Consider the following 18,673-nt stretch of genomic DNA (forward strand, 5'->3'; position numbering starts at 1 on the left):
CGGCAGCCTCGAGAAGATCCTGGTCAAGGCGCTCGTCGGCGGCGCTATCAGCCAGGCCGCCACCGGTGACTTCGCCTCCGGGGCGCTTGCGGCTGGGGCCAATGAGGCCTTGGTCGAGCACCTTGCCAAGCTGGTCGACTACGATCCCGCGTTGCTTGCCAGCGCCTCGCAACTCGTGGGTATCGTCGCGGCCGGCCTCACCGGGCAGGACGCGCAGATCGCCGCCAACATCGGTCTGCATGCCACCGAATACAACCGCCGCCTGCATCTGAGCGAGCGACAGCTCGCTCAGGAACTGGCCGCACGCAGCAACGGACGCTGGAGCGTCGAGCAGATCGAAGATGCTTTGCGCTGGAGCGACAGTGCCGAAACAGCGGAAAGCTATTTTGACGGCGTCGTCGTCAGGCTCGACCCTTACACCTCACCTTACGATGTGAGGGATAATGCCTACGACATCGTGAGCAACGGATTCGTCGTCCAGCGGCTCGACCAGATCCCGCTGCCCGACTCGGAATTGATGGCTTTCATTCAACAACACACAGGCGACACCTATTCCTGGCGTCCGGGGGTTTTCCCGGGCGAGCCGGCCGATCCACATGCGGGAATGGCCTGGACGAGCAGCGGCTATGTGCCGATCCGCAGCGCCGACGCCACCGATTCGCTCAGCTACCAGTGGTTCTACGCCGACGGACAGGCCTTCCGCCTGCCGGTCGCTCACTGCCCCTCGGTATAAGAGACAGGCACCAACAGCACGCCGATTGCGTGGGGAAGCACCCAGCCGGGGGATCAGGCGGTGTTGGCGGCTTATGCTCGTGCAGCGAATGCGGATACTCTTGATGCGACATCGAAAGTCACAACGACCGCTTTATTTGTGACCCCCGCTGGGCCGACCGCGAAACTGCTGGAAGCGATCACAGTTGGTACCACACTGGCTGCGGGGCACGAACGAGAGAACATGCCTGGGGCAGTTACGGATATCGCGGGAGGAACAGCGACGCAGTGGTTTCTTCAGACTCAAGTGGGCCTACCGCAAGCAGTTGCCACACGCGCCGCTGCACTATTCAGTCTAATAGATGGGCCAGCTAGGATTGTCAACGATTCACGCAATTTCTTACTATCCTCAGGGGATAGCGAATGATGTCAAGACTGCAACTCCTCATCTACCCCAGCAGGTATCTCTCAAGGGTCGTCAGAGTCATGATCATTGCTGCAATGGCCGCGCTGGTGTTGGTCGATGTATTGCATCGTTACAGCACTGGCTTCGACGGACACGCTTTGTACGGGGCGGCGCTCGCTCAGTCAATTGCCATATGGGGAATCTACGCGTTATTGTTCGACACTAGCTTGCCTGGGCTTGGAGGGCAGTTTGAACCAAATAGTGAGGCATCCCAAGCTGTACGCTTCTTTGCCGGTGGCCCCACTTTCTTGGTGACATACTCTGCCTTCTTCTTTGCATTCAGATAGGAAATCGCGGAAGACATTAGACCGCAACCACAACTCGTCGCAACAGTCGCGACAAATTGTGGAGGGGATCAATGAGGTCGGAGTCATTGATCCTCCGCGCCACCACCATCCACACCCCGGGCGATGCACAGCTTGCCGCCCAGGGCGACATCGTGCTCGAGGCCGCCTACGACACCTATTCGCTTGACGCTCGCAGCTACCGTAAGTCCAGCGGCCTCTTCTCCAGCAACAAGCGCACCAGCCGGGAAATCGCCGAGCGCGCCACACCCACCGGCGTCGACATCCAGGCCGGCAACATCGACATCGCGGCAGGGGGCGATCTCTCCGCGACCGCAGCCCGTCTGATCAGCCACGCAGACACCACCCTGAGTGCCGGCGGCGAGCTTGAGCTACTCGCCGCACTGAATACCGACGCCTACAGCTTTGAACGCAACCGCAGCGGCGACTTCGGCCGGCGCAGCCAGCGAAGTGCGCTGGATCACAGCATCGAGCATGTCGGCACCACCATAGCGGCCGGTGGCGACATCGCCATAGACTCGGGCTCGAACCAGACCTGGCAGGCGGCCAGCCTGTCCGCCGACGGCGCCATCGACATCCGCGCGGGTGGGGCGATCGACTTCGAGGGCGTCAAGGACTTCGAGCAGCACGCCCGACACAAGAGCTCCTCCGACTGGGCCTGGCGCAAGGCCAAGGGTGAGGGTTACAGCCAGGAGACGCTGCGCCTGACCGAGATCGCCGCCACCTCGGGGCTGGTGATCGAGGCAGCCGAGCGCATTCGCATCGATGTGCCACGCGTCACCGCCGAGTCGGTGGCCAACACCATCGCGCGCCTGGCCGCTGCCGAACCCCAGCTCGCGTGGCTGGCCGACCTGCATGCAAGCGGCGACATCGACTGGCGCCAGGTCCGAGAGCACCACGATCGCTTCAAGTACAGCGATTCGGGCATGGGGCCGGGCCTTGCACTGGCCGTGGCGATCGTCACCACCGTCGCCACCGGCGGCTGGGGCAACGCCATCGCCGCTCACGTCGGCACGACCTATGGCCCCGCCGCCGGCTACGCCGCCCACCAGGGCGCACGCGCGGTGCTCTCGGCCTCCGTCGATACCGCACTGCACGGCGGCAGCCTCGAAGACCGCCTGGCCGCCGCACTCACCCAACAAGCCATCCACGTCGTCTCGGCCACCGCCTTCAATCAGGTCGGTAACCTCGGCCTTGCCGACGGCAGCCTCGAGAAGATCCTGGTCAAGGCGCTCGTCGGCGGCGCTATCAGCCAGGCCGCCACCGGTGACTTCGCCTCCGGGGCGCTTGCGGCGGGGGCGAATGAGGCCTTGGTGACGCAGCTCGCCCAACTCAGCGGCAACGACCCCACTCTGCTCGTGCTCGCCTCCCGCCTGGTCGGCACCGTCTCGGCCGCGCTCTCCGGCGGAGACCCCGCGCAGGCTGCCGATATTGCTGGGTATGGGACGCAGTACAATTATCTAAACCATGTCCGCCCGAGCCTGCTGGCGCTCTCCGAGAAGGAGCGGTTCGAGGCGGCCGCCGTGGCCTGCGAGGCAGGCGACTCTTCCGCATGTCGTACGAGGAACGAACTGGTGCTGCTGTCACAAGAGCGCGATCAGGCTATTGCTCAAGCCTGCCTCACCGATCGAACTCTGTGCAATACGCTCACACGGGAAGCACGCGAAATGGGTAATGTCGTGTATCGCGATGCCGGATTCGTCTGGGCCAACAGCCCGGATCCGACCTTCGCGCTTAACTTGGCGACGATGGGTCCTTCGCAGCCGAATCCGGCTCTTGCCGAAAGCTGGCACTATCGGCAGGCGCAGGATCTGAGCGACGGGCTGTTGATCACCGGCACCTCTACGACGGTCGGCCTACTCGGGCGTGGCGGCGCGCTCGGCGGCGCTGCGCTGGCGGGCGGGTTTGACGCCGCCGGCCAGCTCTTTCGCATCATTAACGATTCGCAGGACGAATACCGCTTCATGCAAACGCTCTTTGCCATGGGCACCGGCTACGCGCTGGTGCCGCTCGCTCCGCGGTTGGGGCCACCACTAATCGGCAATACCGTGATCGGTGGGACCATCGGCGGAGCCAATACCGGCTTGAACAATTGGTGGTATGGAGAGGATGAGAGCATTCGAAACGGGGTGTTCATGGGTGCTGGGTTGGGTGCATTGGGAACGACTTTAGGTGGTGTAGCCCGACACTCGACGACCATCATCGCTCCTGCACGGGTAGGCGGGCAACCCCTCGATCGATCATCGCCGGCCCTCCTTCAGAACCTTGGCATACGTAATCCTTGGCCCGACTATGTGGGTATAGCGGTGGAAGAGTCCATCTCCAACATCGACTCCTTCGTCGACTTGAATCCAAGCAAAGCGGGAGACAGACCATGAAACAGAAGAATCCATGGCGTGTCGACCTCCGTCTTGACGAAGCCGGACGTCAACTCTGCGGCCCCGGAAAGATCTTTGACCAACGCTCGTACTGGGGCAACGTCAGGGCCATAATGTTTGGCTTGGCTGCCATCTACATTGGCTGGCACGCCTACGACATACTCGCGTGGTGGGACAACCTTTGGGGCGCCACCCCCAAGATCAACCCCGGCAAACAGGCCACAGCGCAATTCTGGTCAGTCATCATGGGTGGCGGGATCGTCCTGATCAGCATCGCCTGCATGATCATGATCCCAATCAACCGCCGCCGCGCCGCCAAGAGCACCAAGGGCCAGTGGTACGACGACCCGGCGCTGACCCGTGAGGCGCTGCACGGGACGCCGGACGAGCCGGTCGACCGCAAGGCAGGCGCAACTGGAGACACTGATCGCACACGGCGCGAGGAGAAGTCTTCGTGAGCGCGCCGGCTGCGATTGTCGGGAGCACGGACGAACTCCGCCTGCAAAAGGCCTTGAGCGCCATCCGCAGTGCGTGAGTCGCCGGTTTAGTGAAGGTGGCGCTAAGCGCGTCCATGCTCCAGGAGCTGGCGAGGTTGGGCTAGGCCCCGCCGCACTAGGACGCTGCGAGTCAAGGCCTGATTCCCGATTCCAGGGCCCGTGCTGGCTCAAGGGCTCACGGTTATCGTAATTCTTTCGCTGATGATGGGCGGGTCGTGCGGGATGTGGTTGTGGTCGCCAACGAGCAGCTGCAGCGTGTGAGTGCCCGCCGGTAGCTCGAGCATGGTCTCCGTTTGCCCGCCGCCGAAGTGGCGGACCTGGTCTGTCGCTGGCAGCGGTGCATCCATCGGGGGGAATTCGCTCACGTTGACCAGAATGTGGTGATGGCCTGTGTTGGGCAGATCCGCCCCAGCCGGCGCCACGCCCAGGTTACGCAAGCCCATGACGACCCTCACCGGACCGGTGATCGTCGCGCCGTCAGCGGGTTCGATGAAGTAGACGCTCGCGTTTTCTGGTGCGGGCGTGCGAGGCACCTGGGCAAACGCGGCAACCGGGAACAATGCCATCGCCAACAGCGCCACCCCGACTCGGATCAAAGACGAACCCGGGTAATCAATGGTCCTCATGATTTGCCTCCAGTTTGGTTTTGACGTCGGCAGCATTTGCAAGCACCCCGGCTCTTGCCAGCCTGTCATTGCCAGGACGGGATTCTGCAATCCGGTCATTATCCGACTTATTTAGTCGGCTATCTGAACCATAGTCAAGGGAGAGACACGGGTCAACATTGACTCGTCACTGCGGGAAATCGCGCGGGATAAGGGTCGAATCATCTCTTTCCGCGAATCCTGTCGAATGAACTCCGTCGCTGCTGAGATCGAGGCAGGAAAGACCTCGGGCTTTGATCTTCATCGCACCCTAAACGACGTTTGCAGCTCACTTCTCGGTGTCTTGGCTAAATGTTATAGACATACTGCGCTAGGAATCTGTATGCGTTTGCGTTATGCTGTTGGGGTTTTTCGCCTGACCGGAAAACGTGAAAGGCGCTCCACCGCTGCGCACCCAAGACGGGCAATCCACTCCACCGAAAGGAAACACACTTCAGCATGAAGTCCATCGCCGTAGCAAAACCGCGGGTGAGTACAGTTCGGTGCTCCGGACTCAACCCAAAGAAGGCCTTCGTCTGCGCCACGCTCTTCGGATCACTGCTTCTCGCCGGCTGTGCGACCGAGGGATCTCGTACCCTGGAAGTCGCGCAGGTTGCAGCCACGACCACCCAGTACACCGCCGCCCGCAGTCCAATTTCCGTCGGCAAATTCGACAATCGCTCGAGCCACATGCGCGGACTGTTCTCGGACGGCACCGATCGGCTCGGCAGTCAGGCCAAGACGATTCTCATGACTCACCTTCACCAGACCGGACGCTTCACCGTGCTGGATCGCGAAAACATGTCGGAGATCAAACAGGAGGCAACGCTGGCCGGCGCCACGCAGAGACTCCAGGGGGCGACTTACGTCCTCACCGGCGACGTGACCGAATTTGGCCGCAAGGAGGTCGGTGACAGACAACTGTTCGGCATTCTCGGGCGCGGAAAGTCTCAGGTCGCCTACGCCAAGGTGAGCCTTAACGTGATCGACGTCGAGACTTCGGCGGTCATTTTCGCTTCTCAAGGTGCGGGCGAATACACCCTCGACACCAGGGAGATCGTCGGTTTCGGGGGCACGGCCAGCTACGACTCGACCTTGAACGGGAAGGTTCTGGACCTCGCAATCCGCGAGGCGGTCGACGGCCTCGTCGCTGGCATTCAGTCCGGCGCCTGGCAGCCATGACACGCACTGGCCTTTCCGGAGACCTTTCCATGCATTCATGTGCATCCAGAATCTCGCGAGCTCTGCTTGTGTCGAGCGCGGCGCTCCTGAGCGCATGCGCTACAGCCCCAGACCCCCTCTACTACTGGGGCGACTACCAGTCTCAGGTTTATGGTCACTTGACGGGTCAAAAAGGGCCGACAGAGCAAATCACAAGGCTGGAGGCCGGGATCGAGAAAGCCCGATCTGTTGGAAAGCCGCTTCCACCCGGTTACTTCGCCCATCTTGCGATTCTTTATGCAGAGCAGGCAGACACCGCTCAGATGCTCAAGTACTTCGAGACAGAGAGGCAAGCGTATCCAGAGGGCGCGGCATACATCGACTTTCTCTTGAGCTCCAAGACCGAGCGGACCGACCAGCAACTCACACAACGACGATGAAATCATTCCTCTCAAAAGCACTGGCTGTGTCCCTGCTGGTTCTGCTGGCCACTGGTTGTGCAACCACGCAGCCGGCATTCGACTACACCGCGTTCAAGGAAAGTCGTCCAGCCTCGATCCTGGTGCTGCCACCGCTCAACCAATCTCCTGATGTGCTTGCGACCGACAGCGTTTTCTCTCAGGTGACGCTACCGCTGGCCGAGGCCGGCTATTACGTGTTTCCGGTCACCCTCGTCCATGAGACCTTCCGGCAGAACGGGCTCTCACATCCAGCCGACATACACGAAGTCGAACTGAGCAAGCTGAAGGATATTTTCGGTGCCGACGCCGCCCTCTACATCACCATCGGTCAATACGGCACCACTTATGCGGTGATTGCGAGTGAAAGCCGCGTATCTGCGGGCGCGCGACTCGTGGATCTGCGCACCGGCGATGTGCTTTGGCAAGGCAGCGCGACCGCGTCGAGTGCAGAAGGTCGCAACACGAGTGGAGGTTTGGTGGGGATGCTCGTGTCGGCAGTGGTGCACCAGATCATAGAAAGCTCGACCAACCGGGCCCATCCGATCGCAGGTATCACAAGCAATCGGCTACTCGCCGCAGGCCGGCCCGACGGCATTCTGTATGGCCCCAAGTCACCAAGATACCTTACGGACTGAAACCTGCAGACCGCGTTCTGCAAACCGTTCCAGGTCGCTCGAGCACCCGTTTCCCTTCAACCGAGGCATTCAAGAGACGATGAAACCACTGAAGTCGATAATCGCCGTAGCAGCCTTCTTCCCGGCAGTCGCTTTCGCCAACGATTTCTCAGGCTTTCACGCGAGCGCCTTCCTCGGCGCCGCGAAAGCCAGCGACGAGGCTACGGGATACTGGCAAGGCACTTCCGATCGGAGCGGATTCACGCATAGCACGAACCCCACTGGTGGCCTGCTCGGATTCGCAGTCGGGTACAACCACGCGCTGACCGACCGACTGCTCGTCGGTGCCGAGGTCGATCTCGAAGCCCGCGGGAGCCAGCGCGACCGCTCTTTCCAGAAGTACAAGGGCGTCACCGAAACGGACTACTCCGTGCGCTCGCAGCTACGTGCAGCCGCCTCTCTGCGGGCGCGCCTCGGCTATCTGGTCACGGATCGCACCCTCGTCTATGTTACAGCCGGGTATGCCGCAGCTCATGTAAAGCGCACCTTTATCGACGAAGAAATGCCGCCCATCGAGAGAGAGTCGCGCACCAGATGGCAGGATGGCTGGACGGCCGGCATTGGAGGTCAGTATCTCGTCCGGCAAAACCTTTCCGCTGGAATCGAATATCGCTACAGCGACTTCGGCACCGACAAGGTGCGCTCCAGGCTCTGGTTAGAAGACTACAAACAGAAGCTCAGGGACCAGTCCGTCCGGGTCAGCCTGACCTACCATTACTGACAACTCAATTGACGACGCGGCGGGATCAACCCGCCGCTTTCGTCTTCTCCCCATAAAGAAAGCTACACCCCGTTGACCAGCGGCAGGAACCCGGGCCCGACCTTGTCGGTATCCGTTGAGTCCTCACTCATCGCACTGAGCCGGAAGCGCGAGCGGCACACAGAGGTCACAGCATTTGCCCCCACAAGGCATGAACGCCCGGTGTCGGGGCGCCACGCCGGCGCCAATGAATGTGACCCCTGGCCGGCCGTCGCGCTATGCTTCATCCCTTTCGGACTCTTCGCTACGGCACACACAATGACTCACGATTCCAATGCTCCTCGCCGCTCAGCTGCAGAGCAGGCGCGGCTCGAGGCGGTGGTGCGGGATGTATTCGAGCATCGCATCACCTTCAACGAATTGCTCGGCTTCAAGGTGACTTCGTTCGACCCCGAGGCCACTCAGATCCAGTTCGCAATGCGCCCGGACCTGGTGGGGCACTACCACTACGGGCGGCTGCACGGTGGGGTGATCTCCAGCGCGCTCGATACCGTGGGCGGCCTGGTGGTCTTGCTCGGGATTGCCGAAAAATACAACGGCGAGAGCACCGATCAGGTGGCGCACCGCTTCGGGCGCATCGGCACGATCGACTTGCGGGTCGACTACCTGCACCAGGGTATTGGCGAAGTTTTCACCGCCACCGGCCGCATGAGCCGCCTGGGCGGGCGGATCGCGTCAGTGCAGATGTCGCTGGAGAACGAAGACGGCGTGTTGATCGCTACCGGGAGTGCAGCCTACGTGGTGAGTTGATTCTAACCGGGGTTCGCGTTTGTTGATTCAAGGGCCTTCTGCCAGCGCCAGAGGGTGGCGCGGCTGACGCCGAGAAATTCCGCAGCACGAGCGCGATTGCCGTTCGCCCTGCGCAGCGCGGCCTCGATGCGGACCGACAGTCCGTCGGGATCATCGGGCGCACTGAGGCCGCCTTCCGGGAGGATTTCGGGGCAGTCTTGGGTGAGACCGTCGAGATCGATTTCGTTTTCGTTCTCAAACTGTAGGAGATAGACGGCGATACGCTCGGCGATGTTCTCCAGCTCACGCACATTGCCGGGCCAGGCATAGGCGAGCAGATGGGGCGCGAGGACCTCCAGTGCCGGTTCCGCGCGGAGCGTGGATCCGAGACGGCGCAGGCCTCTCGTGACCATGCCATGCATCAGTGGCGGGATGTCGCTCTTTCGATCACGCAGGGGCGGGATCGAAAGACGCAAGGTATTGATCCGATAGTACAAGTCCTGCCGGAAACGCCGCCCGGCGATCATCTCCTGCAGAGGTTGATGTGTCGCAACGATGATGCGTACGTCTATGGGCACCGCGGCGGTACCGCCGAGCCGGGTGACCTCACGCTCCTGCAGGACGCGCAGCAGCCGCGTCTGCAGAGGCAGCGGCATGTCACCGATCTCGTCGAGGAACAGAGTGCCGCGATGAGCGGCCTCAAGCAAACCACGCTTGCCGCCACGACGCGAACCGGTAAAGGCCCCTTCTTCGTATCCGAAGAGTTCGCTTTCCAGCAGTGACTCGGGAAAGGCCGCGCAGTTCAGGGCCACGAAGGGCTCGCCCGAACGCGGGCTTTCCGCGTGGATCGCCTGCGCGAACAACTCCTTGCCGACGCCGCTTTCGCCGGTCAGCAACACAGTCAGATCGGTTCGCGCGAAACGTCGCGCGGTCTTGATCGCGCGGAGGAAAGCCGGACTCGAACCGTGAATGTCCTCGAATCGATAGCGTCCGCGCGTCTGGCGCGTGCGCTGGTGGATACGCAGACTGGTGTCGGCCTCCTGGATGAGCCGCGTGTCGTACAGGGTGATGGTCGCACCGACGGTCTCGCCATGCTCGCGGATGGGTGCGCGCGTCACTACCCAGTCGTGCGACATCAGGTTGCGCACCGTGGCGCGCTCTTCCTCGCCGGTCTCGAGCGTGCGCCGAAGCGACAGCTCCGGCACCAGGGCGTCGAGCGAGGTTCCGACCAGCGCCTCACGCTCCCGGCCAAGCGCCTTCTGCATAGGCGGGTTGACAGCAATGATCCGGTGATCGCGATCAACCGCCAGCATGGCGTCCTGCAGCGTTCGAAGCACGCCGTTGAGTTGCTCGTACCGCCCTGCCTCCAACCGCGCCGCCCGTGCCAGGTCGATCGCATGCTCGATACCGCGTCGCACGCTGTCCAGCGAATACACCAGCAATCCTTGCAGCCCGTTCTGTTCCGCCAGTTCGACCACCAGACTCGAGCCGATGATGACTTCGAAACCGTCACGCCGAAGCGCATCGAAGTGGCGCTGTGCATCCTCTGCACCGCGATAGGCGTACTGCGCCACCTCCATGCGAAGCAGCCCCTTCACTGCATCCAGCCGCGGATCGATCTGCCCATAGGTCACGATGCCCACACGGTCGGTCATCCGGCGCGCCCGAATCATCGCCTCGAGCACATCGAAACCTTCGACCTCGATGGTCGCAACTGGCGCATCGAGCCTCTGGCGCAGGATGCTTGCATTGGCGCCGGCGCTCAGAAAGGCATCTACCTCGCCTTGGGCAATACGCTTGCTAGCAATCGCGACCGCATCGTCGAAAGCCCCCTCGGCCACTTCGACCCTCGCACGGTCGACGTAGTCAGCCAGCACCGGCCGTACAAGACGGGTCAGTTGCCGATACCCGAGAAAGCACACCCGGGGCAGCCCGTCCGCGCGCCGCATGGTCGTCGCTTGATCGCTCACTGTTTCACCGAACACCTTGGACGTTGCACAATCGTATCATGCAACTCCATAAGCAGAGATCAAACTCCTCGGACGCTGGCGACAGTGGGGATTCCGAACTACTCATGCGCTGGCACGATACCTGCTGAGTCCAGGGCGGCAGCACCGCAAGCTCGAAGCAAGACACCCGGCGCGCATGCGCCGCTCACAAGAACGATATTCGGAGACAAGTCATGACTCGCTGGAAGAACAGGAGCACCTCGTTTTTCGCCAAGACGATTCGCGGGCTCGCAGCAGCCGCGCTGATCGCAGTCGGTTCCGCGACCCTCCCGAACGCCACCCCCGCCGCTCATGCCGTGGAGGTTACCGTGACCCACTGGGGCGTACTGATGTATGGCGCCCCCTACGCGGTCGCAATCGAAAAGGGGTTCTACCGGGACGCCGGCATAGACGTGACCGGCGTGCTCACCTCCAAAGGGGGCGGCACGACGATGCGCAACGTGATGGCGGCCGGCATGCCCTACGGCGAAGTGTCGCTCGCGGCTGTAGTCGCGGCCATCAATCAGGGCATCGACCTAAAGATCGTCCACACCGGCGTGCAGACCGTGGGCGAGATCCTGTGGGTCACGATGCCGGATTCCCCGGTCCGGACCGCCGCCGACCTCAACGGTCAAAAGGTTGCCTTCACCAGCCCGAAGTCGGTCACCGACATGCTGCTCACCATGGTCACCGACAAGCACGGCGTGAGCGTCGACGCGGTCGCAGCCGGTGGTATCGGAGCCGGCCTGACCATGGTCGAGCAGGGCGCGGTGGTCGCCGCGCCGGTCATGGACCCGGTATGGGCGCGCTTCCAGGACCGCTTCCGCCCGGTGTTCATGGTGCAGGACGAGCTTCCGCAGATGACGCAAACGGTCGGCGTCACGACGGCCGAGTTCGCGCGCTCCAATCCGGACACCCTGCGCGCGCTGATCGCCGCCCGCAAGCGCGGTGTCGCCTTCGTCTACGAGAACCCGGAAGAAACCGCCGACATCGTGGCCAAGCACTATGAGATGGACCGCGATCTTGCCCTGCGCGCGATCAACAACCTGATCGAACTCAGCTACTGGGGCAGCGGCGAGTTCAATCTCGAAGCCATGGACAACATGATTGGCGGTCTTCGGATCATCGGCGAGGTCGAAGGCACGGTCGACTGGAACCGCTTCGTCGATGCGTCCTTCCTCGACTGAAACCCATCTGGCGGAGACACGAGATGAGCGGATCGGTCGTCGATATGGCAGCCGCCCAGCGCGGCCGCGGCTTTGCCCGCGAGCCGAAGCCGGGCGGTGACATGGCCGAAGTGCATGCCGAGCTAACCGGCGTGAAACGGGTCTACCCGGGCGCCGACGGGGGCAGCGTACATGCCCTCGGTCCAGTGGATCTCAAGCTCGCGCGCGGGGAGTTCTACTCCGTCGTCGGCCCTTCGGGTTGCGGCAAGTCGACACTGCTCGACGTGCTCGCCGGCCTGTCGGCACCGACCGAGGGCAGCATCCTCTTCGAAGGGCGCGAGGTGGCGGGCAGGGTTCCGCCCGGCATCGGCGTGGTGTTTCAGGAGGATGCCTCCTTCCCGTGGCTGACCGTACAGGACAATATCGCTTTCGGCCTTCGACGGGCAGGGACCGATGCCGCCGAGGTGGACCGGCGGGTCTCGTACGCAATCGGCTTCATGGGGCTCAAGGATTTCCGCAAGGCCTACCCCGCGCAGCTTTCCGGCGGCATGCGACAGCGGGTGTGCATCGCCCGCACGCTGGTGATGCAGCCGCGGCTCATCCTGCTCGACGAACCCTTCGGCGCGCTGGACGCCCAGACCCGCCTGCTGATGGGCGACGAACTGCTCAAGCTGTGGCGTGAGACCGGCGCCACGGTGATGCTCATCACCCATGCGCTGGACGAAGCCGCGATGCTCTCCGACCGCATCGGTGTGATGTCCGCCCGGCCTGGGCGGCTGATCGCCGACATCCGCACCGAATGGCCGCGCGAGCGCGACTCGCGGATCGCCGCCGAGGAATCCTTCGGCGCGATCACCAGCCGGCTGTGGGGCCTGCTGCGGGACGAAACCGTGAAAGCCGCCGGCATGAGCGGGAGTAGCCGATGAAGCGGGCGACCTGGATACGCACGCTGGTGGTGATCGGCTTCGTGCTTCTGCTCGAGGGCTTGTGTCGCTGGGGCGTAATCGGGCGTATGACGATGATCCCTCCCAGCGAGATGGCGGACCAGCTCTGGAAACTGCTGCAATCCGGACGTTACAACGGCCACATCTTCGAAACGCTCGGCAACGTCGCGGTGGCTTTCGTAAGCGCCGTGGTCGGGGGGTTCGTCATTGGCTCCATCCTGCATTCGCTGCCCCGGGCGCGCCGCGCCATCGACCCCTTTCTCGCTACCTACTACGCCATTCCGTTTTTCGCCTTCTATCCGCTGCTGGTGGTCATCTTCGGGCTCAACGCCGCACCGATCATCCTCATCGGTTTCCTGTTCGGCGTCGTCGCAATGATCATCAACACCATGAACGGGCTGGACCGCATCCCCCGGGTGCTGATCAAGACGGCGCGGGTCAACGGCCTCGGCCCCCTGCGCACCGCGTGGCTGATCAAACTCCCCAGCGCTGCGCCGCAGCTCTTCACCGGCATCAAGCTCGCGATCGCCTACTCCTTCATCGGCGTCATCGCGGCCGAATTCATCATGTCCACGTCGGGTCTGGGCTATTCCATCGCCTACGCCTTCAACAACTTCGACAACCGCACCATGTACGCCCTGATGCTGTTCATCATCACCCTGGTGACCATCGTCAATGCCTTCTTCCACGTGTGGGAGCGCCGCATCATGGCGCGCAGGGGGCAGTGATGAGACAGTTCTTCGACAGCCTCGTCTTCGCCGCGGTACTGGTCGCCATCTGGCAGGGCCTGCACTGGTTCGCCGGCGACATCGCAATCGCCTCGCCCGGGGTCACCGCCGAGCGTGCGATGGTCCTGCTGGGCAGCCCGTCATTCTGGGGGCACTTCCGCGAAACCTTCTCCGCGCTGGGCTACGCCCTGGCCATCGCCGTACTCGGCGGCATGACCATCGGCCTCGTGCTCGGCCTGCACCGGCTCTCAGGCGAGGTGGCCGAGCCGATTCTGGTGTCGCTCTACTCCCTGCCCAAGATCACGCTCTACCCGCTGATCCTGCTGATCTTCGGCCTCGGGATGTCGGCCAAGGTCGCCTTTGGCGCCATCCACGGCATCATCCCGGTCGCGATCTTCACCATGGGCGCGGTCAAGACCATCGCCCCGGTCTATTTCAAGACCGCCCGCGTACTTCAGCTTTCGCGCCGGCAATTGGTCGCCACCGTGGTCATCCCCGCCGCGATTCCCGAGCTGGTGTCCGGCCTCAGGGTCGGCTTCTCGCTGACGCTGCTCGGCGTGCTCATCGGCGAGATGTTCGCCTCGCAGCGCGGCCTCGGTTTCCTGGTAATGAACGCGATCGGCACGCTCGACGTCCCGACGATGATGGCCGTCGTGCTGTTGCTCGCCCTGGTCGCGGTGATGATCAGCGCCGGCCTGCTCTACCTCGACCGGCGCCTGCACCATCGCGTCGCCTGACGAACCGAGCGACACCTCCAACCCCAGAGACACAGTCATGACCCTCAACACTCTCAAGGCACGCCTCGCGCAGCCGGGGCTGATATGCGCCCCGGGCATCTTCGACGGCATCTCCGCCCGCATCGCCGACGCGATGGGCTTCGACGCGCTGTACATGACCGGCTACGGCACGGTCGCCTCCCATCTCGGTCTGCCCGACGCCGGACTGGCGACCTATTCCGACATGGTCAATCGTGTCGCTACCTTCGCCGACATTTGCAGGACGCCGATCATCGCCGACGGCGACACCGGCTACGGCGGCCTGCTGAACGTGGACCACGCGGTGCGCGGCTACGAGAAAGCCGGCGCCGCGGCGATCCAGATCGAAGACCAGGAATTCCCCAAGAAATGCGGCCACACGCCGGGCCGCCGGGTCATCCCGATGGAAGACATGGTGCGCAAGATCAAGGTCGCGGTCGAAGCCCGCGAATCGTCGGACTTTCTGATCATCGCCCGCACCGATGCGCGCACCACCCTCGGGCTGGACGAGGCCTTGCGCCGTGGCGAAGCGTTCGCCCGCGCGGGCGCGGACATCATCTTCGTCGAATCACCTGAATCCGAGGAAGAAATGGCGCGCATATGCGCCACCATCGACAAGCCACTGATCGCCAACCTGGTCGAAGGCGGGCGCACGCCGATTCTGCCGCGCGCGACGCTGGAAGAACTGGGCTACCGCATTGCCATCTTCCCAGGCTCGGGATTTCTCGCCGCCGGCACCGCGCTACAGGCCATCTACCGAACCATTCTCGAGGAAGGCTCGACCGCCGGCCACGAGGAATCCCTCTACCCCTTCGACGCGTTCTCCCGCCTCATGGGCTTCGAACGCGTCTGGGACTTCGACAAGCGCAACGCGGCCTGAAGCGCGCATCGCTGGGAGGTCACGCGGCACCGCGCCTCGCCGCCTCCGCAATCATCCGCTGCGCCCTGAGCAGCACCGGGCGGTCGACCATCTTGCCGTCGACCGCGACCGCCGCGCCGTCGGCGGCACCGGCGGCTTCGACCACTCGGTAAGCCCAGGCGAGCTCTTCGTCGCTCGGGGCGAAGGCGCGGTTGACGGTCGCGATCTGGTCCGGGTGAATGCACAGCTTGCCGCCGAAGCCCATGCGCCGGGCGCGTTGGGTGTCGGCCTGAAGGCGGTCGAGGTCGCGTATGGCGGTGGTGACACCATCGATGGGCGGCTGGACGCCGGCCAGCCGCGAGGCGAGCACCAGCTTGGAGCGGAAGAAGGCGAGTTCCTCGTCTTCGCCGTCGATACCGAGGTCGAGCTGAAAGTCGATGGTGCCGAACATCAGGCGCAGCACCCGGGGTTGCGCGGCCAAGGTTTCGGCGCGGGCGACGCCGAAGCCGGTTTCGACCAGCGGCAGCAGCACCGCAGCGGGCGGAAGGCGCACCGCGACCCGGGCGAGTATGTCGGCGGCTTCGGCCTTGGGCAACACCACGCCGGCCACGCCCGGGTTTCCGACCAGTTCGAGATCGTCCGCAAACCATTCGGTGTCGGCCGCGTTGATGCGCAAGTACACCGGCCGATCCGGCGACAGCCACGCGGCGACCGCTTCGCGCGCGGCGTCCTTGTCCGCCGGGGCGACCGCGTCTTCCAGGTCGAGGATCACCGCGTCCGCTCCGCTCGCCAGCGCTTTCTCGAAACGCTCCGGCCGGTTGCCCGGCACGAACAGCCAGGAGCGCGCCACCGCGCCCGCTTCGGCGACCACCCCGCTCATGGCAACAGGGCCCCGACGCGCGTGCAGCCGGTCAGCGACCACACGGTGTCGAAAATCTGCCGCATCTCGGCCTCGGTCGCGCCATCGCGATACAGACCAAGACGCATCGCCTTGTCCTCGAGCTCCGGCCGCGACAAGGTGTTGCCCGGGTCGCCCTTGGGTTCGTCCACCCGGCCATCGAACGTGCGCCCGTCGGTGGTGGTGACCGTGACCTTGCCGATCCAGCGCGCGGGGTAGGCGCTGTCGACCTCGTGGTCGATCAGCATGCTCACCTTGTCTCGCACTGCGGCCACGCGCGGGTCCAGGAAGGACTCGTCGAACTCCGCGAGCCCGGCACGACCGAACACCGCGATCAGGCCCAGCACAGTGCCCATCGAGAACTTGGCCTGGTGCACCGTGGCCGGCACGGTGACCGCACCGAGCACATCGATCGCACCCTGATGCACGCGGGTGACCACCTGGGCAATGTCGTCCGCGACGAGCTTGTTGTCCCGCATCACCGCGAGCAAGGCGTCGGCCGCCGGGTGGGTGTGGCGGCACGAGGCGTGGAACTTGAATGAGGTTTCGGCCAGCGCCCAGCGGCTGCCGAGGCGGTCGACCAGCTTCGACGGATCTGCGTCGCGCGACATGCCGGCCGCCATGCCCTGCTTGCCTTCGAGGATGCGCTGCGCCCCGGTCATGCCTTCCTTTGCAAGCCAGGCCGCGAGCAGCCCGTCGGAGGCCGCCTTGGCGGTGTGCAGTTGCTTGGAATCGGCCGCATCGCGCAGGAACTCCCACAATCCGGCGGCCTGGGTGCCGGCCGAGCCAAAGGCGTGCAGCATCTGCGACGCATCCAGCCCGAGCAGGCGACCGACCGCCGCGGCCGACGCGACGGTGCCGGCGGTACCGGTGGTGTGAAACACTGTGTAGTGCGAGCGCCCGAGGAATTCGCCGACCCGAATGCCGACCTCGTAGCCCGCCACCGCGGCAGTCAGCAGCTCGCGCCCGGAAGCGCCGATGGCCTGCGCCATAGCAAGCACCGGCGGAAACACCACCGCCGCCGGGTGGAACACCGAGCCGTTATGCACGTCGTCCTGCTCGGCGAAGTGCGAGGCCGCACCATTGACCATGGCGGCGAAGTAAGGCGAGGTGCGCTCGCGCGAGATCAGCACTTCGGCCTCGCCGCCGGCGGTGCCGCCCATCGCGCGGGCGAACTTGGCGATGCTCTCCACCGCCCGCGCGCCCTTGCCGGCCAGCGCCGAGCCGATCCAGTCCAGATACAGATCCTCCGCGCGGCGCAGCACCGGCTCGGGGATGTCTTCATAACGCAGGTTGGCGGCGAAGGCGGCCAGCGTGCTGCTCGGGTGATTGTCCATATTCATTCTCAGAAGGAGCGCGGCAGTCCGAGCAGATGCTCGGCCACGTAGGAATAGATCAGGTTGGTCGAGATCGGCGCGACCTGGTACAGCCGGGTCTCGCGGAACTTGCGCTCGACGTCGTATTCGTTGGCGAAGCCGAAGCCGCCGTGGGTCTGCAGACACACGTTGGCCGCCTCCCACGAGGCCTTGGCGGCGAGGTACTTGGCCATGTTGGCCTCGGCGCCGCAGGGTTTGTGGGCGTCGAACAGCTCACAGGCGCGGAAGCGCATCAGGTTGGCCGCCTCGACCTCGATGAAGGCGTCCGCAATCGGAAACTGCACGCCCTGGTTCTTGCCGATGGGGCGGTCGAACACCACGCGCTCGTTGGCGTATTTCACCGCACGGTCGACGAACCAGTAGCCGTCGCCGATGCACTCGGCCGCGATCAGCGTGCGCTCGGCATTGAGTCCGTCGAGGATGTACTTGAAGCCCCTGCCTTCCTCGCCGATCAGGTTCTCCTCGGGGATCTCGAGGTTGTCGAAGAAGAGTTCGTTGGTCTCGTGGTTGACCATGTTCGGAATCGGCCGCACCTCCATGCCCTTGCCGATGGCCTCGCGCAGATCGACGATGAAGATCGACATGCCTTCGGACTTCTTCTTCACCTCGGCCAGCGGCGTGGTGCGCGCGAGCAGCACCATCAGGTCGGAGTGCTGCACCCGCGAGATCCACACCTTCTGGCCGTTGACCACGTAGCGGCCGTCCTTCTTGACCGCGGTGGTCTTGATCTTGGTGGTGTCGGTGCCGGTGGTCGGCTCGGTCACGCCCATGGACTGAATGCGCAGCCGGCCGGCGGCGATCTCGGGCAGGTACTTCTGCTTCTGCTCCGGGCTGCCGTGGCGCAGCACCGTGCCCATGTTGTACATCTGGCCATGCACCGCGCCGGCGTTGGCGCCGCAGCGGTTGATCTCTTCCATGATCACCGAGGCCTCGGCCAGCCCCAGACCGGAACCGCCGTACTCCTCGGGAATCATCGCCGACAGCCACCCGGCCGCCATCAACGCGTCGACGAAGGCTTCCGGGTAGCCGCGCTGCTCGTCGATCTTGCGGAAGTATTCGTCCGGAAATTCGGCACACAGGCTGCGCACCGCGTCGCGGATTTCCTGATAGGGGTCGTCGTGTTTGTCCATTTGCGTGGATCCTGTTTGGTGTCGGGTGGGTTTTGTGGGGAAC

18 protein-coding genes are annotated in these 18,673 nt (G+C 63.8%); 13 read left to right on the forward strand and 5 right to left on the reverse strand.

The window, feature by feature from the left end; all coding sequences use genetic code 11:
- From GPA21_RS12940 to GPA21_RS12950, 3 genes are all read left to right on the forward strand, one after another.
- On the forward strand, positions 1 to 733 hold a 733-nt coding region (locus GPA21_RS12940), incomplete at its 5' end, for a VENN motif pre-toxin domain-containing protein (RefSeq protein ID WP_211163581.1).
- Between the two features lie 802 nt (positions 734 to 1,535).
- Positions 1,536 to 3,860, forward strand: coding sequence for a DUF637 domain-containing protein (locus GPA21_RS12945; protein WP_168988565.1), 2,325 nt, complete (start codon positions 1,536 to 1,538; stop codon positions 3,858 to 3,860).
- Positions 3,857 to 4,318, forward strand: coding sequence for a hypothetical protein (locus GPA21_RS12950; RefSeq protein ID WP_168988566.1), 462 nt, complete (start codon positions 3,857 to 3,859; stop codon positions 4,316 to 4,318). The genes GPA21_RS12945 and GPA21_RS12950 overlap by 4 nt, the downstream gene beginning before the upstream one ends.
- Before the next feature lie 206 nt (positions 4,319 to 4,524).
- Here GPA21_RS12950 and GPA21_RS12955 read toward each other — a convergent pair whose 3' ends face one another.
- Entirely contained in the window at positions 4,525 to 4,983 is a 459-nt protein-coding gene (locus GPA21_RS12955) for a DUF4399 domain-containing protein (RefSeq protein ID WP_168988567.1), read from the reverse strand.
- Positions 4,984 to 5,490: 507 nt separating this feature from the next.
- Between GPA21_RS12955 and GPA21_RS12960 the strand changes: the two genes are divergently transcribed.
- The 5 genes from GPA21_RS12960 (at position 5,491) to GPA21_RS12980 (ending at position 8,807) form a co-directional block, all read left to right on the forward strand.
- Entirely contained in the window at positions 5,491 to 6,183 is a 693-nt protein-coding gene (locus GPA21_RS12960; RefSeq protein ID WP_339379902.1) for a CsgG/HfaB family protein, read from the forward strand.
- 29 nt (positions 6,184 to 6,212) lie between these two features.
- Complete coding sequence (locus GPA21_RS12965; protein WP_168988569.1) at positions 6,213 to 6,602, forward strand: DUF4810 domain-containing protein; 390 nt, start codon at positions 6,213 to 6,215, stop codon at positions 6,600 to 6,602.
- Entirely contained in the window at positions 6,599 to 7,258 is a 660-nt protein-coding gene (locus GPA21_RS12970) for a DUF799 domain-containing protein (RefSeq protein WP_168988570.1), read from the forward strand. The genes GPA21_RS12965 and GPA21_RS12970 overlap by 4 nt, the downstream gene beginning before the upstream one ends.
- Before the next feature lie 79 nt (positions 7,259 to 7,337).
- The gene (locus tag GPA21_RS12975; protein WP_168988571.1) at positions 7,338 to 8,018 is read left to right on the forward strand and encodes an outer membrane protein; all 681 of its coding nucleotides are present in this window, start codon (positions 7,338 to 7,340) and stop codon (positions 8,016 to 8,018) included.
- 297 nt (positions 8,019 to 8,315) lie between these two features.
- Entirely contained in the window at positions 8,316 to 8,807 is a 492-nt protein-coding gene (locus GPA21_RS12980; RefSeq protein ID WP_168988572.1) for a thioesterase family protein, read from the forward strand.
- A gap of 2 nt (positions 8,808 to 8,809) precedes the next feature.
- On the opposite strand, the gene prpR is transcribed toward GPA21_RS12980, so the two are convergent.
- A complete protein-coding gene (gene prpR / locus GPA21_RS12985) occupies positions 8,810 to 10,756 on the reverse strand; it encodes a propionate catabolism operon regulatory protein PrpR (RefSeq protein ID WP_211163582.1) in 1,947 nt (648 codons plus the stop codon).
- Between the two features lie 212 nt (positions 10,757 to 10,968).
- Between prpR and GPA21_RS12990 the strand changes: the two genes are divergently transcribed.
- The 5 genes from GPA21_RS12990 to GPA21_RS13010 are packed head-to-tail and all read left to right on the forward strand — an operon-like array spanning position 10,969 to position 15,247.
- Positions 10,969 to 11,961 carry an ABC transporter substrate-binding protein gene (locus GPA21_RS12990; protein WP_168988573.1) on the forward strand — a complete coding sequence of 331 codons (993 nt, stop codon included), beginning with the start codon at positions 10,969 to 10,971 and terminating at the stop codon, positions 11,959 to 11,961.
- Between the two features lie 23 nt (positions 11,962 to 11,984).
- Complete coding sequence (locus tag GPA21_RS12995; protein ID WP_211163583.1) at positions 11,985 to 12,866, forward strand: ABC transporter ATP-binding protein; 882 nt, start codon at positions 11,985 to 11,987, stop codon at positions 12,864 to 12,866.
- Positions 12,863 to 13,612, forward strand: a complete 750-nt coding sequence (locus GPA21_RS13000; protein ID WP_168988574.1) for an ABC transporter permease — start codon at positions 12,863 to 12,865, stop codon at positions 13,610 to 13,612. The genes GPA21_RS12995 and GPA21_RS13000 overlap by 4 nt, the downstream gene beginning before the upstream one ends.
- Complete coding sequence (locus GPA21_RS13005) at positions 13,612 to 14,349, forward strand: ABC transporter permease (RefSeq protein ID WP_168988575.1); 738 nt, start codon at positions 13,612 to 13,614, stop codon at positions 14,347 to 14,349. The genes GPA21_RS13000 and GPA21_RS13005 overlap by 1 nt, the downstream gene beginning before the upstream one ends.
- 37 nt (positions 14,350 to 14,386) lie before the next feature.
- Complete coding sequence (locus GPA21_RS13010) at positions 14,387 to 15,247, forward strand: isocitrate lyase/PEP mutase family protein (protein ID WP_168988576.1); 861 nt, start codon at positions 14,387 to 14,389, stop codon at positions 15,245 to 15,247.
- A gap of 19 nt (positions 15,248 to 15,266) precedes the next feature.
- On the opposite strand, the gene GPA21_RS13015 is transcribed toward GPA21_RS13010, so the two are convergent.
- Genes GPA21_RS13015 through GPA21_RS13025 form a run of 3 tightly spaced genes read right to left on the reverse strand, consistent with a single transcriptional unit; the run spans position 15,267 to position 18,630 of the window.
- A complete protein-coding gene (locus tag GPA21_RS13015) occupies positions 15,267 to 16,106 on the reverse strand; it encodes an HpcH/HpaI aldolase/citrate lyase family protein (RefSeq protein WP_168988577.1) in 840 nt (279 codons plus the stop codon).
- Positions 16,103 to 17,461, reverse strand: coding sequence for an MmgE/PrpD family protein (locus GPA21_RS13020; protein WP_246261948.1), 1,359 nt, complete (start codon positions 17,459 to 17,461; stop codon positions 16,103 to 16,105). Before GPA21_RS13020 ends, GPA21_RS13015 begins: the two co-directional genes overlap by 4 nt.
- Positions 17,462 to 17,469: 8 nt before the next feature.
- Positions 17,470 to 18,630: an acyl-CoA dehydrogenase family protein gene (locus GPA21_RS13025; RefSeq protein ID WP_168988579.1), complete on the reverse strand. Its 1,161-nt coding sequence runs from the start codon at positions 18,628 to 18,630 to the stop codon at positions 17,470 to 17,472.
- Positions 18,631 to 18,673 lie beyond the last annotated feature (43 nt).

The organism is Azoarcus taiwanensis (assembly GCF_012910885.1).
GTDB classification, from domain to species: Bacteria; Pseudomonadota; Gammaproteobacteria; order Burkholderiales; family Rhodocyclaceae; genus Azoarcus_F; species Azoarcus_F taiwanensis.